The organism is Pedococcus sp. P1_H8 (assembly GCF_056405175.1).
This window is the reverse complement of the sequence record NZ_JBFUCP010000006.1, coordinates 105134-119124: the sequence shown is the minus strand read 5'-3', so window position 1 is coordinate 119124 and position 13991 is coordinate 105134. Positions and strand designations below refer to the sequence as shown.

The following is a 13991-nucleotide window of genomic DNA, read 5'->3' as shown; positions in this document are numbered from 1 at the left end:
GGGCACGGGATCAGTCCTCCAGGGCGTGGTCGTGGACGAACCGCTCGGCCCGGCGGTCGGGGACGAGCCAGGTGATGGCAACGGCCACGTAGGCCAGGACTCCGATCCACGGGGCAATGAGCGACCCGAGGATGCCGAGCACGTAGACGCCGGGGCTCAGCTTGCCCTTGAGGTCACGCCCGACCGCCTGGCGCAGGAGACCGTCCGGCCCGTCGCGACGGAAGACCGCGAGCTGGAGCACGTAGTAGGCGACGGCCGCCCCCAGCAGGTTGATGCCGTAGACGACGACCGGCAGCTGGGCCAGCCGCGTCTCGTCCATCCACGCCGTGGTGAACGGCACCAGCGACAGCATGAAGAGCAGCCCGAGGTTGGCCCACAGGATGGCCCCGCTGACATGGCGGACCAGCTGGAACATGTGGTGGTGGTTGTTCCAGTAGATACCGATGTAGATGAAGCTCAGCAGGTAGGTCAGCAGGCCGACGAGGGACGGCCGCAGGGCCTCGAACGTCGGCTCCTCGGGGACCTTGAGCTCGAGCACCATGATGGTGATGAGGATGGCGAGGACGCCGTCACTGAACGCCTCGAGCCGACCGGTTCGCATGGTCGGAGTCTAGGCACACGCCCCCGACCGCAGGACGGGTCCGGAACGGTGCGCAAGGCGGGACTTGAACCCGCACACCCGAAGGCACCAGGACCTAAACCTGGCGCGTCTGCCAATTCCGCCACTTGCGCGCGCCCGAAAGTCTAGGGGACCGCCAGCGCGAGGCGCGGTATGCCGTCAGCCCAGGAGTTCGCGCAGGTGCGGGACCATGGCGCGGAACGCCTTGCCGCGGTGCGAGATCGCGTTCTTCTCGTCGGGGCTGAGCTCGGCGGCATGGCGCGTGTCGCCCTCGACGACGAGGACGGGGTCGTAGCCGAAACCGTTGGCGCCCTTGGGCTCTCGAGCCAAGGCACCCGGCATACGCCCCTCGGTGGCGCGCACCGTGCCGTCCGGCAGGGCGAGCACTGCGGCGCAGACGAACGCCGCCGCGCGGTGCTCGTCCTTGACGTCGGCGACCTGCGCGAGCAGCAGCTCGAGGTTGGCCTGGTCGTCGCCATGGCGACCCGACCAGCGCGCCGAGAAGATGCCGGGCGCCCCGCCCAGCACGTCGACGGCCAGCCCCGAGTCGTCGGCCAGCGACGGGAGCCCGGTGTGGGCGGCGAGCGCGACGGCCTTGAGCCGGGCGTTCCCCTCGAAGGTCACCTCGTCCTCGACGACGTCGGGGGCACCCTCGAACTCCGACGCCCCCACGATCTCGAGGCCGAGCTCCTCGCACACGTCGGCGAGGATGGCGCGCAGCTCGCCGACCTTGTGGTCGTTGCGGGTCGCGAGGACGACGCGGGTCACAGCACGCGCTCGCGGGGGGTGGTCGCGAGGGCCTCCTGCTGCTTGCGGGTCAGATCGGCACAGCCGACGGTGGCCTTGTCGAGCAGCTTGTTGAGCATCTCGCGGTCGAACGCGCCGTTCTCCGCCGTGCCCTGGACCTCGACGAAGCGACCGTCGCCGGTCATGACGACGTTCATGTCGGTCTCGGCGGTCGAATCCTCGGGGTAGTCGAGGTCGATGACCGCCTCCCCCTTGACGATGCCCACCGAGACGGCCGCGATGGAGCCGGTCAGCGGCTGGGCGTCCTTGCGGATCAGGCCCTTGGCGCGGGCGTCCTCGATGGCGTCGACGAGGGCGACGTAGGCCCCGGTGATCGACGCGGTGCGGGTCCCACCGTCGGCCTGGAGGACATCGCAGTCCAGCACGATCGTGTTCTCACCGAGCGCCTTGGTGTCGATGATCGCGCGCAGGCTTCGGCCGATCAGCCGGCTGATCTCGTGGGTGCGACCGCCGACCTTGCCCTTGCGCGACTCGCGGTCGGAGCGGGTGTTGGTCGAGCGCGGCAGCATCTCGTACTCCGAGGTCACCCAGCCGGTGCCCTTGCCCTTGAGCCAGCGCGGCACGCCCTCGGTGAACGACGCGGCGACGAGCACCCGGGTGCGCCCGAACTCGACGAGCACGCTGCCCTCGGCGTGGTCCAGCCAGTTGCGCGTGATGCGCACCTCGCGGGTCTGGTCGGGGGTGCGTCCGTCGTGGCGGGTGGTCGGCGCGGTCTGGCTCGTCTCAGTCACGCGGCAAGGCTAACGGGGCCCTGCCGGGCGTCGGTGGCCCGGCCTAGGCTGGACCCATGGCTGACACGACCTCCCCCGCCCAGCGGCTCGGTGCCCACGTCGACTCGGCCGACCCGGTCAGCGCCGCCCAGGAGCGCGGCGCGGGTCTCAGCCAGTTCTTCCTGGGCAACCCGCAGGGCTACAAGGGTCCCGAGTACGACTTCGAGGGCGGACCCGAGGCGCTGCGTGCCGCCGCCGAGGCCGCCGACGTCGACCTCTACATCCATGCGCCCTACCTCATCAACGTCGCGACGACCAACAACCGGATCCGCATCCCGAGCCGCAAGCTGCTCCAGCAGTTCGTCGACGCCGGCGCCGCGATCGGGGCCAAGGGACTGATCGTGCACGGGGGTCACGTCGACAAGGCCGAGGAGGTCGACAAGGGTTTCGACAACTGGCGCAAGGCGATCGAGGCCACCGACCTCAAGATCCCGCTGCTGCTGGAGAACACTGCCGGCGGCGACAACGCGATGGCCCGCACCCTCGAACGCATCGCCCGGGTCTGGGACGCCATCGGCAGCGCCGAGGGCTCCGACAACGTCGGCTTCTGCCTCGACACCTGCCACGCGCACGCCGGGGGCATCGCACTGGCCACCGCGGTCGACCAGCTCAAGGCCATCACCGGTCGGATCGACCTCGTGCACTGCAACGACAGCCGCGACGAGTTCGACTCCGGGGCGGACCGCCACACCAACCTCGGCGAGGGGCTCATCGACCCCGACGAGCTGGCCGGTGTGGTCCGGGCCGCTGGCGCGCCCGTCGTCATCGAGACCCGGGGCGGCCTCGACGGTCAGCGCGCCGACCTGGACTGGCTGCGCGCGCGACTCTGACCGAGGTCAGTGGAACCGCCCGCGTTCAGTCGACCAGGGGGTGCGTCGCGAGGAAGCGCCGGATGTGCTCTCTCGGGTTGTCGGCCAGGTGCGGACCGTGCGTGAACGCGGCGGTCGTGTAGTCGAGCTCGGCCAGCCGGTGGGCAGTCTTCTGGGTCAGCGCGAAGTTGGTGCAGAACGACTTGATCGGCCACCGCAGCCCGCGGATGTTGAAGATCGAGTCTCCGGTGATGAGCACGCCCGAGTCGCGGTGCAGGTATGCCGCGTGGCCGGGTGAGTGCCCCGGCGTGTGCACCACCTCGAGACCTCCCGCGACGTCGAGCACCTGGCCGTCGACGAGCCGCTCCCCCACCGTGACCGCGGGGAAGGCGTTGGTGCCGAAGAAGCGGGTCATGAGCCTCGCGAGCAGGAACGACTGGTCGCGCGCGGCGGTGTGACCCGCCTCGGCGAACGGGGCGTCGTCCTCGTGGATGCCGAAGTCGAGCCCGGTCCTGGCGGCCACATGGGCCGCCCCGCCGGCGTGGTCGGGGTGCGCATGGGTGAGCAGGAGCCGGGTGACGTCGGAGGGGCCGGAGCCGATTGATTCCAACGCTGCGATCACCTTCGGGCCGGACTGCTTGATGCCCATGTCGACCAGGGTCACCTGGCCGTCGTCGTCGCGCAGGATGAAGCCGTTGACGAAGTCACCGAGCAACGGGATGCGCCAGACACCCGGCACGATCGGAACGGCTGCCTGCTTGGCCATGTCCGGAGCCTATGCGGTCCGCGCCGCGGGGGCCTCGATCAGGAGCTGCCGCTGACCTCGTAGGTCTTGCCCTGGACCGCGAGGTCCAGCGGACCCGACCAGACGGCGGCGGCCTGCGCGCGGCATACCTCGGGGTCGTTCCAGGGCGGGATGTGGGTGAGCATGAGTCGCTGCACGCCACCAGCGGCGGACGCGGCGGCGGCGGCGCGGCTGCCGGACAGGTGGATGCCCACCGTGTCGTCACGCCCGTCGATGAAGGCGCTGTCAGCCAGCGCCAGGTCCGCGCACGTGAGCAGCGGCGTCAGCGCGTCGCAGGAGTCGGTGTCACCGGTGTACGCGAGGACCGCGCCGTCGGCCTCGACGCGGAAGCCGTAGGCCTCGACGGGGTGGTTGACCCGGTATGCCGTGATGGTGAACGGGCCGACGTGGGTCACCTGAGCGTCGGCGAGCTCGTGGACCGCGAACTCCGAGCTCATCCCGCCGTGCTCGAGACCGTGGTACATCAGGGCGAAGCGCTCCTCGGCACCCGTCGGCGCATGCACCGGAAGCTGCCCCTCGACCCGTCCGCCGGGACGGTACTTGCGGGTGACGTAGAGCCCGCACACGTCGACGCAGTGGTCGGGGTGCAGGTGGCTGACGAAGACCGCGTCGAGCTCGGCGAGGTCGACGAAGCGCTGCATGGGCCCGAGCGCGCCGTTGCCCAGGTCGAGCACGACCGACCAGGTGCGACCGGCGTGCTCGGCCTGCACGAGGTAGGAGGAGGCAGGCGAGTCAGGACCGGCGAAGGAGCCCGAGCAGCCGACCACCGTGAGCCTCATCGGGAACGCCCCGAGGCAGCAGGTGCCGCGACGGACCGGACGACGGCATCCCCGAAGACCTCGTCACTGTCGGCGCCCACCTCCGGGCCGAGGAACCGGCGCGCGAGTCGGGTGAACTCCGCCGCGTCACCGGTGGTCGTGAACCCGTGGCTCGGCGGCGGCAGATGGGCGGGACGCAGGGCGTCGGCGTCGGCCAGCACCCGGTAGACGTCCTTGGCCGTCTCGTCCGCGGAGGACACCAAGGTCACCCCGTCACCCATGACGTAGGAGATCGCCCCGGTGAGGAGGGGGTAGTGCGTGCAGCCGAGGACCAGGGTGTCGACGTCACCGTCGACGAGTGGGGCGAGGTAGGCACGGGCCACGTCGATGACCTCCGGTCCACTCGTGACGCCGGACTCGACGAACTCCACGAAGCGTGGGCACGGGACGCTGGTCACGTCGAGGTGGGGTGCCGCGGCGAAGGCGTCGACGTAAGCACCGGACTGGTGGGTGCCCCAGGTGGAGATGACGCCGACGCGGTGGTTGCGGGTGGCTCGGGCCGCGCGTCGCACGGCCGGGCGGATCACCTCGACCACCGGCACGTCGTAGCGCTCGCGGGCGTCGTGCAGGACGGCGGCGCTCGCGGTGTTGCAGGCGATGACGAGGGCCTTCACCCCGTGGTCGACCAGCCGGTCGAGACACTCGAGAGCGAACTCACGGGACTGTGCGATGGGTCGCGGACCGTAGGGCGCCCGCGCAGTGTCCCCGAAGTAGGCGATCGACTCGTGCGGGAGCTGGTCGAGAACGGCGCGTGCGACGGTCAGCCCGCCGTAGCCCGAGTCGAAGATCCCGATGGGTGCATCCGCCACGGGTCAAGGCTAGGTGCCGACCTGCCCGCGAACCTCATCGGAGCGACGTCTGGTGTGTCACACCCGCCGCTTCTTCATGCAAAAGGCGAGTTGGCGCCGCGAGCCCCGGCGCTAACTCGCCTTTTGCATGAGATAGCGGCGGGGGTCTAGGGAGTTACGGAGTCAGGGCGTGGGCGAGGGTTTCCTGCAGCCAGGTGAGGAAGTCGTAGACCGCGAGCGCGTAGACCGCAGGGTCGTCGGGCGGCAGACCAGACACCTGCTCCTCGAGCAGGTCGAAGTCGTCGTCCCGCTGCAGCCCCAGCCGCTCCCCCAGCACCAGCCGGACGTCGGTCAGCGCGATGAGCAGCGCGAGCGCCTGCGGCTGCTCGAGCGAGATCTTCTGGTCCTCGAGGCTGGACAGGGCCCGGATGGCCGTCGTGAGGTTCGCCGACTTGCGGGCGCGCAGGCCGTCCTCGGTCAGCCGCCGGAACTCGGCCGCGATCTGGTCGTCCTCCCGGTTGGCCGTCGGGAAGATGCGCTCCAGCGCCGGGTCGCGCTCGTACGGCACCGAACCGGTCAGCTCGGGCACCTGGTCCGCGGCCGACAACGACACCCCCATGCCGATGCCACCCAGCCCCGCCACGATCTGGTCGAACTCGTCACCGTCCGCGTCAGCCGTGCTGTCCGTGCTGTCCGCGCTTTCCCCGCCACCCGGCATACCCTCGGCGGGCTGCTCGGGCTCGATGATCTCGAGGACCTGCTCCATCAGCCCGACGACGAGGCCGCGTTCGACCGCGTCGAGCTTCGCGACGTAGCGGCCGTCGCGTCGCTTGAAACCCCGTGCCACGTCAGCTGTCCTTCTGGAAGGTGGCCCACAGGCCGTAGCCCTGGAGCGCCTCGGTGTCGGTCTCCATGCGCTCGCGGGCCCCGGTGGACACGACGGCTCGGCCCTTGGTGTGCACATCCATCATGAGCCTCTCGGCCTTCGACTTGGAGTAGCCGAAGTAGCTCTGGAACACGAACGTGACGTAGGACATCAGGTTGACCGGGTCGTTCCACACCAACGTGATCCAGGGGACGTCGACCTCGGCCTTCTCGTCGGTGGAGACACTCTTCTGCTCGACGGGCGCGAGGGACATCTCGAGGGACATCTCGAGGGGGACAGCACTTGGCACGGCCACCACCTTAGGCTGCCGAGGTGACCCCACGTTCACCAAGCACGGCGCTGCTGACCGACCACTACGAGCTCACCATGCTCGAAGCCGCCCTGCGCAGCGGTGCGGCCTCCCGGCGCTGCGTGTTCGAGGTGTTTGCCCGGCGCCTGCCCGAAGGGCGCCGCTACGGCGTGGTCGCCGGGACCGGCCGGCTGATCCGCGCCATCGAGCAGTTCCGGTTCGGCGACGAGGAGCTCGAGCACCTGCGCGACGTGGTCGACGAGGTCACTCTCGCGTTCCTCGCGGACTACCGCTTCGACGGCGACATCGTCGGGTATGCCGAGGGCGAGTGCTACTTCCCCGGCTCACCCGTGCTGGTGGTCGAGTCCGACTTCGCGCACGGGGTGGTCCTGGAGACGCTGGTGCTGTCGATCCTCAACCACGACAGCGCGATCGCGTCGGCGGCGTCGCGGATGACGTCGGCTGCGGGCGACCGGCCCTGCATCGAGATGGGGTCTCGCCGCACCCACGAGGAGGCCGCAGTCGCTGCCGCGCGCGCGGCCTACATCGCGGGGTTCGCGACCACGTCGAACCTCGAGGCGGGTCGGCGCTTCGGCGTGCCGACCGCCGGAACGGCGGCGCACGCCTTCACGCTGCTGCACGACGACGAACGGGAGGCGTTCGCCGCCCAGATCGCCGCGCTCGGCAAGGGCACCACGTTGCTCGTCGACACCTACGACGTGCCAGCCGCCGTCGCGTTGGCGGTCGAGCTGGCCGGGCCCGAGCTCGGAGGCGTCCGGCTGGACTCGGGCGACCTGCTGGTGCAGGCGCGCGAGGTGCGTGACCAGCTCGACCGCCTCGGTGCGACGGACACCCAGATCATCGTGACGAGCGACCTCGACGAGCACGCCATCGCCGCGCTGGCCGCCGGTCCCGTCGACCGTTACGGCGTCGGGACGTCACTGGTCACCGGCTCGGGCGCCCCCACCGCGGGGATGGTCTACAAGCTGGTCTCCCGCGAGGACGACTCCGGGACGATGGTCGGGGTCGCCAAGAGGAGCAAGGACAAGGCATCGGTCGCGGGGCGCAAGTACGCACTGCGGCGTCGCAATGCCGAGGGGATCGCCGAGGCGGAGGTGCTCGGTATCGGCCAACCCCCGCTCGACGACGGGGACGACCGCGTGCTGCTGGTGCCGCTCATGACCGCCGGCCAGGTAGTCGAGGATGCCGTGCTGGACCTCGAGGCTGCGCGCGCGCGGCACACGGCCTCCCTCGCCGAGCTCCCCGCCGCCGCCCTGAGGCTGCAGCGCGGAGAGCCCGCGATCCCGACCGTCTACGAGGACTGAGGTCCGGCGAGTCCACGCGTCGCCCACGACGCGCCGGGAAAACCCGGGCGGGTGGTCGGCGCCGGGCAGCAGTAGCGTCGTCGCATGAGCCGGGCGCTGGTCATCGTCGACGTGCAGAACGACTTCTGCGAGGGTGGTTCGCTCGCCGTCGCGGGGGGCGCAGAGGTGGCGCGCCGGATCAGCGAACACGTGGTCGCCCACCACGCGGAGTATGCCGCGATCGTCGCCACCGCTGACTGGCACGACGACCCGGGCGGACACTTCAGTGACACCCCTGACTTCGTGGACAGCTGGCCGCCGCACTGTCGGGTCGGCAGCGACGGTGCGCTGTTCCACCCCGCTGCCGAGCCAGCCCTGGAGTTCGTGGAGGCGATCTTCCGCAAGGGCCACCACACCGCGGCCTACAGCGGGTTCGAGGGCCACACCGTGCAGGCCGACGAGACGGTCGGCCTGGCCGACTGGTTGCGAGACCGGGCCATCGAGGAGGTCCACGTGGTCGGGATCGCCACCGACTACTGCGTGCGTGCCACCGCCATCGACTCCGCCGAGGAGGGCTTCGAGACGACGGTGCTGCTCGACCTGACGGCTGGGGTGGCGCCAGAGAGCACAGCGACGGCGCTGGCCGACCTGGCCGCCGCCGAGATCACCACGTCCGGTGAGGTCGTGCGCGGATAGCCGCCCACGCGGCATACCCCCGGCCTCCTCGTCCCGGACTTCTCACAGTCCTGATGTCGGGGCTGTGCGGCAAGTGTTACGGGCTCTTTACGGCGGTCGCAGGGGTGCGAAACATCCGTTTGTCACGCTTCCCGTGTGACTACGAACCTGACCTCGGGCGACTCCGCCACCGCGACGGCGCCGGCCAGCACGGCCGACGCCACACCTGCCAGCACCTCGACCGCTACCTCCACCACTACTTCTGCGCCGATCCACCGGTCGGGCCGCTGGATCGACCACTGGGATCCTGAGGACCCCACCTTCTGGCGCGGGGGCGGGCGCTCCATCGCCCGACGCAACCTCAGCCTGTCCATCTTCGCCGAGTTCCTCGGCTTCTGCGTCTGGGCCCTGTGGAGCGTGGTCGTCCCGCTGCTGCCGGCGGCCGGCTTCAGCCTCACGCTGGACCAGCAGTTCTGGCTCATCGCCGTGCCGAGCCTGGTCGGCGCGACCGTGCGGATCCCCTACACGTTCGCGGTTCCGCGCTTCGGCGGACGCAACTGGACCATCATCTCGGCCCTGCTCCTGCTCATTCCGGCCTCGGCCCTCGCCTGGGTCGTGACTCAGCCCACGTCGTCGTTCGGCCTGCTCCTCACGTGCGCGGCCCTTGCGGGCTTCGGTGGTGGCAACTTCGCCTCCTCGATGACGAACATCTCCTTCTTCTTCCCCGAGGCGGAGAAGGGCAAGGCTCTGGGCCTGAACGCCGCCGGCGGCAACCTCGGCACCGGTCTCGTGCAGATGGTCGTGCCCGCGGTCATCGTCATCGGCGCAGGCACGCACCTCGAGCGGGCCGGCCTCATGTTCATCCCGCTGGCGGTCATCGCTGCGGTCCTGGCCTGGCGCGGGATGGACAACCTCACCGGCGCCAAGGCCGACTACGGCAGCTTCGCCGCGGCGACCCGCAACCGGCACACCTGGATCATCTCGTTCCTCTACATCGGCACCTTCGGGTCGTTCATCGGCTACTCGGGCGCCTTCCCGACGCTGCTCAAGACCCAGTTCCCGGAGACCCCGACGACCATCGCGTTCCTCGGTGCGCTCATCGGTGCGCTCACCCGTCCGCTGGGCGGCATCGTCGCCGACAAGCTCGGCGGCGCCAGGGTCACGATCGCCTCGTTCGCGCTGCTGGCCACGGGTGCGTTCGGAGCCATCCAAGGGCTGAAGTCGCACAGCTTCGTCGTCTTCTTCGGCTCCTTCCTCGTGCTCTTCGTGGGTGCCGGTATCGGCAACGGCGCGACCTACCGGATGATCCCCGCGGTCTTCCGCGCCGGCGTCAGCCCTGAGCGCCTCCCCATCGCGCGCAAGACGGCCGCGGGGTGCATCGGGATCGCCGGCGCAGTCGGTGCCTACGGCGGCTTCTTCATCCCCCGCGGATTCGCGATGGCGAAGGCGCACTACGGCTCCCTGGTCCCTGCGCTGTGGGTCTTCATCGTCGCCTACCTGCTCATGGCCGTGACGACGTATGCCGTGTACGCGCGGCGGAGCTCGTCGCTCGCCGCCGAGACGATCTGAGCCGGGAAATCCTTTGACCCCCACGCCCCACGCCATTGGCAGCCCGACTCCCAGCGCCACCAGCGCTGGGAGCCCGGGCGTCGCCACCCACTGCCCGTATTGCGCCCTGCAGTGCGCCCAGACCCTCACGCCCACCCCCGGACTCGACGGTGCCAAGGGCGTCACCGTCGAGGGCCGGGCGTTCCCCACCAACCGGGGAGGCCTGTGCCAGAAGGGCTGGACGAGCGGCGATGTGCTGACGACGCGAGACCGCCTGACCACCCCGCTCGTGCGCGGGGTCGACGGCGAGCTGGCTGCTGTCGGCTGGGACGAGGCCCTGGACCTCGTGGCGGACCGGCTCCGACGCATCCGGAGCGAGGACGGCGCCGACGCCGTGGCCGTGTTCGGCGGCGGGGGCCTGACCAACGAAAAGGCTTACCAGCTGGGGAAGTTCGCCCGCGTTGCGCTGGGTACGGCGAACATCGACTACAACGGACGGTTCTGCATGAGCAGCGCGGCAGCCGCAGCCAACAGGTCCCTCGGGGTCGACCGCGGTCTGCCCTTCCCGCTGACCGACCTGGCCGGCGCCGACGCAGTCCTCCTGCTCGGCAGCAACCTCGCCGAGACGATGCCGCCCTCCGTCGCCCACCTCGCGGACGTGCGCGGGCGCGGCGGCCTCGTGGTCGTCGACCCCCGCCGCAGCGCCACAGCGGACCTCACCAAGGACGGCCAGGGACTGCCCCTGCAGCCCGTGCCCGGCACCGACCTCGTCGTCCTCCTCGCGATCGCCCACATCCTGCTGTCGGAGCACCTCACCGATGCCGACTACCTCGAGGCCCGCACCACCGGCCTCGAGGACGTGCGTCGGCGCGCTGCCGCGTGGTGGCCCGAGCGAGCCGAGCAGGTGTGCGGTGTCCCGGCGGACCTGCTGCGCGATGCTGCCCGGCTGCTGGCCGCCGCGAGTCCCGCGCGGGGCGGCCGCGGAGCGTTCGTCCTCACCGGGCGGGGAGTCGAGCAGTCCCGACAGGGGACGGCAACGGTCTCGGCGGCGATCAACCTCGCCCTCCTGCTCGGCCTGCCCGGCCGGGTGGGCAGTGGGTACGGCGCTGTGACTGGTCAGGGCAACGGCCAGGGAGGCCGCGAGCACGGCCAGAAGTCCGACCAGCTCCCGGGCTACCGGATGATCGACGACCCCGACGCGCGCGCCCACGTGGCCGGCGTCTGGGGCGTCCCGGAGGCGTCGCTGCCCGGAAAGGGAAAGCCCGCCGTCGAGCTCCTGGCCTCGCTGGGCACACCGGGCGGCCCCCGCGCCCTGCTGGTGCACGGTTCCAACCTGCTGGTCAGTGCCCCCAACGCCCAGCCGGTGGCCGACCGGCTCCGCGCGCTCGACCTCCTGGTGGTCTGCGACTTCGTGCCGTCGGAGACCGCGATGCTCGCCGACGTCGTCCTGCCCGTGACGCAGTGGGCCGAGGAGGAGGGCACGATGACCTCGCTGGAGGGTCGGGTGATCCGACGCCGCAAGGTGGTCGACGCCCCGGAGGGTGTTCGCAGCGAGCTGTGGGTCTGGGCCCAGCTCGCCGCACGACTCGGCTCTGCGGGCATCTGGGACGTCGAGCCGAGCGAGGTGTTCGACGAGCTCGCCCGCGCGAGCAGAGGAGGACGCGCCGACTACAGCGGCCTCAGCCACAGCCGCCTCGACACCGAGGAGGCCCTCTACTGGCCGTGCCCCGAGGCGCCTCCCGGCGAGGCCCCGCATCCCGGCACCCCCCGGTTGTTCGGCGACGCGTTCCCCACCGCAGACGGACGTGCCCGCATGGTCGCCGTCGACCACGTCGGACCGGCGGACGACCTGCGCCCGGACGCACCGCTCTACCTCATCACCGGCCGGGTGCTTCAGCACTACCAGTCGGGAGCCCAGACCCGTCGGGTTCCGGCGCTCGCATCCGCGGCCCCCGGCGTCTTCGCCGAGGTCCACCCCCTGCTCGCGGCGCGACTCGGCGTCGTCGAGGGCGAGCGGGTCCGCCTCACGACGAGCCGGGGGTCGGTCGCCGTCCCGGCACGCATCACCGACTCCATCCGGCCCGACACCGTGTTCATGCCGTTCCACTGGGCCGGGACCAGCAGCGCGAACCGCCTCACCAGCGACGCGACCGACCCGGTCTCGGGGATGCCCGAGTTCAAAGTGTGTGCAGTCGACGTCACCCCCGCGCGGGTCCAGCTCACGAGCCAGGGCACCCATCACGTGAATGCCGAGGCCCGGGCATGACCCGCCTCGTCGTCGTCGGGAACGGCATGGTCGGCTCGCGCTTCGTCGAGGACCTCCTCGGCGCCGATGCTGCCGGCCGGTTCGAGGTGACGGTCGTCGGAGCCGAGGGGTGCGAGCCCTACAACAGGGTGCTGCTCAGCGAGGTCGTGGCGGGCAAGCACGACCTCGCCGCCCTCACCCTGCCGACTCCGTCCAGCCCCAGGCTGCGGGTGATGCGCGGCGAGAGCGTGACCCACGTGGACCGTGAGGACCGGCTGGTGGTCACCACCGACGGCCAGCGCCTGCGCTACGACCGCCTCGTCCTCGCCACCGGCTCCGCGGCTCGGGTCCCCCCGCTCCCCGGCCTGTGGACGGGCAACCAGCTCACCGGAGGGGTGCACGCCCTGCGCACCATCGACGACGCCCGCGAGATCGTCGCCGCCACGCTCAATGCCCACCGAGCCGTCGTCCTCGGGGCCGGCGTCCTCGGCATGGAAGCCGCCTGCGGGCTCGCCAGACGTGGCGTGGCGGTGACCGTCGTCCACCCCGCGAGCACCCTCATGGAGCGCCAGCTCGACGAGGAGGCCGGGCGGGTCGTCGAGCTCGCGATGTCGGGTCTGGGCATCGACCACCGCGTGGGCGTGGGCGCGACCGAAGCCCTCGTCGAGGGCGGCAGGCTCAAGGGCCTTCGCCTGGACGACGGTGAGGTCGTACCCGCCGACCTCCTCGTGCTCGCGACGGGCACCCTCGCCAGCGCCGCCCTGGCCAGCGCTGCGGGCCTCACGGTCGACCGGGGCGTGGTCGTCGACGACAACCTTCGCTCCCCCGACGACGCCCGGGTCTTCGCCATCGGCGACTGCGCCCAGCCTCCCGAGGGCGGCACGGGCCTGGTTGCCCAGGGGTGGGACCAGTCGCGACGGCTCGCCGCCCACCTGTGCGGAGATGCCACCACACCAGACCCCTCGGCGCCCAGGCCGAGCTCCGCGTCGCGGCAACCGTCAGCGGTCGGGAGCGACGTCGTGCGGCTCAAGGCCCACGGCCTCGACGTCGTGACCATGGGCGTGTGTGGGTCGCAGCGCGTCGACGACCCGGCGCAGCGCACGCTGCGTCTCAGTGACCCCGACGTCGGCCGCCACATCGAGGTGGTCGTGTCCGGCGGCAGGCTCGTCGGCGCCACCTGCGTCGGCGCCGGTGCGGTCGCGGCAGACCTCGTCACGACCTACACGCGACGCACCCCGGTTCCTGCCGACCCGGCATACCTGCTGCTGCCCGCCCTCATGCCGCACCCGGCCAGCGCACCCACCTCACCCGCCGCCCTCCCCGACGACACCACGATCTGCCGCTGCAACGGCGTCACGAAGGCCGACATCTCCGCCTGCGTCCACGAGGGGGCCACCAGCGTGGACCAGGTCGCCGGCGCCACCCGCGCCACCACGGGCTGCGGGGGCTGCACCGACGACGTGTGCGCCCTCGTCGACTGGCTCTCGTCCAGCGCCAGCCCCACCGCAGCGGCCGGCACCGCCCCCGCCCACTCCTCACCCTCCGACGTCCGTCCGGGTGAGAACCACGTAACGAAGGGGAAACACGTGATCCACAGCCCTGAAACGGCAGTCTCCTAACGTGGCCGC

At 71.2% G+C, this 13991-nt stretch carries 14 protein-coding genes and 1 tRNA gene; 6 read left to right on the top strand and 9 right to left on the bottom strand.

The genetic code is table 11. The features are described from left to right. Positions 1-10 precede the first annotated feature (10 nt). From AC1DYG_RS10255 to rph, 4 genes are all read right to left on the bottom strand, one after another. Positions 11-601, bottom strand: a complete 591-nt coding sequence (locus tag AC1DYG_RS10255; RefSeq protein WP_477639758.1) for a TMEM175 family protein — start codon at positions 599-601, stop codon at positions 11-13. 49 nt (positions 602-650) lie between these two features. Beyond that, positions 651-732, bottom strand: a tRNA-Leu gene (locus tag AC1DYG_RS10250). A gap of 46 nt (positions 733-778) precedes the next feature. Further along, positions 779-1387: an RdgB/HAM1 family non-canonical purine NTP pyrophosphatase gene (gene rdgB, locus AC1DYG_RS10245; RefSeq protein ID WP_477639757.1), complete on the bottom strand. Its 609-nt coding sequence runs from the start codon at positions 1385-1387 to the stop codon at positions 779-781. Further along, entirely contained in the window at positions 1384-2157 is a 774-nt protein-coding gene (gene rph / locus AC1DYG_RS10240; RefSeq protein WP_477639756.1) for a ribonuclease PH, read from the bottom strand. Before rph ends, rdgB begins: the two co-directional genes overlap by 4 nt. Before the next feature lie 56 nt (positions 2158-2213). Here rph and AC1DYG_RS10235 point away from each other — a divergent pair, with 56 nt between their 5' ends. After that, entirely contained in the window at positions 2214-3026 is an 813-nt protein-coding gene (locus AC1DYG_RS10235; protein WP_477639755.1) for a deoxyribonuclease IV, read from the top strand. A 25-nt stretch (positions 3027-3051) separates the two neighbouring features. On the opposite strand, the gene AC1DYG_RS10230 is transcribed toward AC1DYG_RS10235, so the two are convergent. The 5 genes from AC1DYG_RS10230 to clpS form a co-directional block, all read right to left on the bottom strand. Then, the gene (locus AC1DYG_RS10230) at positions 3052-3771 is read right to left on the bottom strand and encodes an MBL fold metallo-hydrolase (protein WP_477639754.1); all 720 of its coding nucleotides are present in this window, start codon (positions 3769-3771) and stop codon (positions 3052-3054) included. Between the two features lie 38 nt (positions 3772-3809). Then, positions 3810-4589, bottom strand: a complete 780-nt coding sequence (locus tag AC1DYG_RS10225) for an MBL fold metallo-hydrolase (RefSeq protein ID WP_477639753.1) — start codon at positions 4587-4589, stop codon at positions 3810-3812. After that, positions 4586-5437, bottom strand: coding sequence for a glutamate racemase (gene murI, locus AC1DYG_RS10220; protein ID WP_477639752.1), 852 nt, complete (start codon positions 5435-5437; stop codon positions 4586-4588). The genes AC1DYG_RS10225 and murI overlap by 4 nt, the downstream gene beginning before the upstream one ends. A gap of 154 nt (positions 5438-5591) precedes the next feature. Then, a complete protein-coding gene (locus AC1DYG_RS10215) occupies positions 5592-6263 on the bottom strand; it encodes a DUF2017 domain-containing protein (RefSeq protein ID WP_477639751.1) in 672 nt (223 codons plus the stop codon). A 1-nt stretch (position 6264) separates the two neighbouring features. Beyond that, positions 6265-6555, bottom strand: a complete 291-nt coding sequence (clpS, locus tag AC1DYG_RS10210; protein ID WP_477639913.1) for an ATP-dependent Clp protease adapter ClpS — start codon at positions 6553-6555, stop codon at positions 6265-6267. 113 nt (positions 6556-6668) lie between these two features. On the opposite strand from clpS, the gene AC1DYG_RS10205 reads away from it, so the two are divergent. From AC1DYG_RS10205 to AC1DYG_RS10185, 5 genes are all read left to right on the top strand, one after another. Further along, complete coding sequence (locus tag AC1DYG_RS10205) at positions 6669-7916, top strand: nicotinate phosphoribosyltransferase (RefSeq protein WP_477639912.1); 1248 nt, start codon at positions 6669-6671, stop codon at positions 7914-7916. An 84-nt stretch (positions 7917-8000) separates the two neighbouring features. Further along, complete coding sequence (locus AC1DYG_RS10200; protein ID WP_477639750.1) at positions 8001-8591, top strand: isochorismatase family protein; 591 nt, start codon at positions 8001-8003, stop codon at positions 8589-8591. Positions 8592-8726: 135 nt separating this feature from the next. Beyond that, positions 8727-10139 carry an MFS transporter gene (locus AC1DYG_RS10195; protein ID WP_477639749.1) on the top strand — a complete coding sequence of 471 codons (1413 nt, stop codon included), beginning with the start codon at positions 8727-8729 and terminating at the stop codon, positions 10137-10139. 34 nt (positions 10140-10173) lie between these two features. Next, positions 10174-12384, top strand: coding sequence for a molybdopterin oxidoreductase family protein (locus tag AC1DYG_RS10190; RefSeq protein ID WP_477639911.1), 2211 nt, complete (start codon positions 10174-10176; stop codon positions 12382-12384). Beyond that, a complete protein-coding gene (locus tag AC1DYG_RS10185) occupies positions 12381-13982 on the top strand; it encodes an FAD-dependent oxidoreductase (RefSeq protein WP_477639748.1) in 1602 nt (533 codons plus the stop codon). Before AC1DYG_RS10190 ends, AC1DYG_RS10185 begins: the two co-directional genes overlap by 4 nt. Positions 13983-13991: the final 9 nt, after the last annotated feature.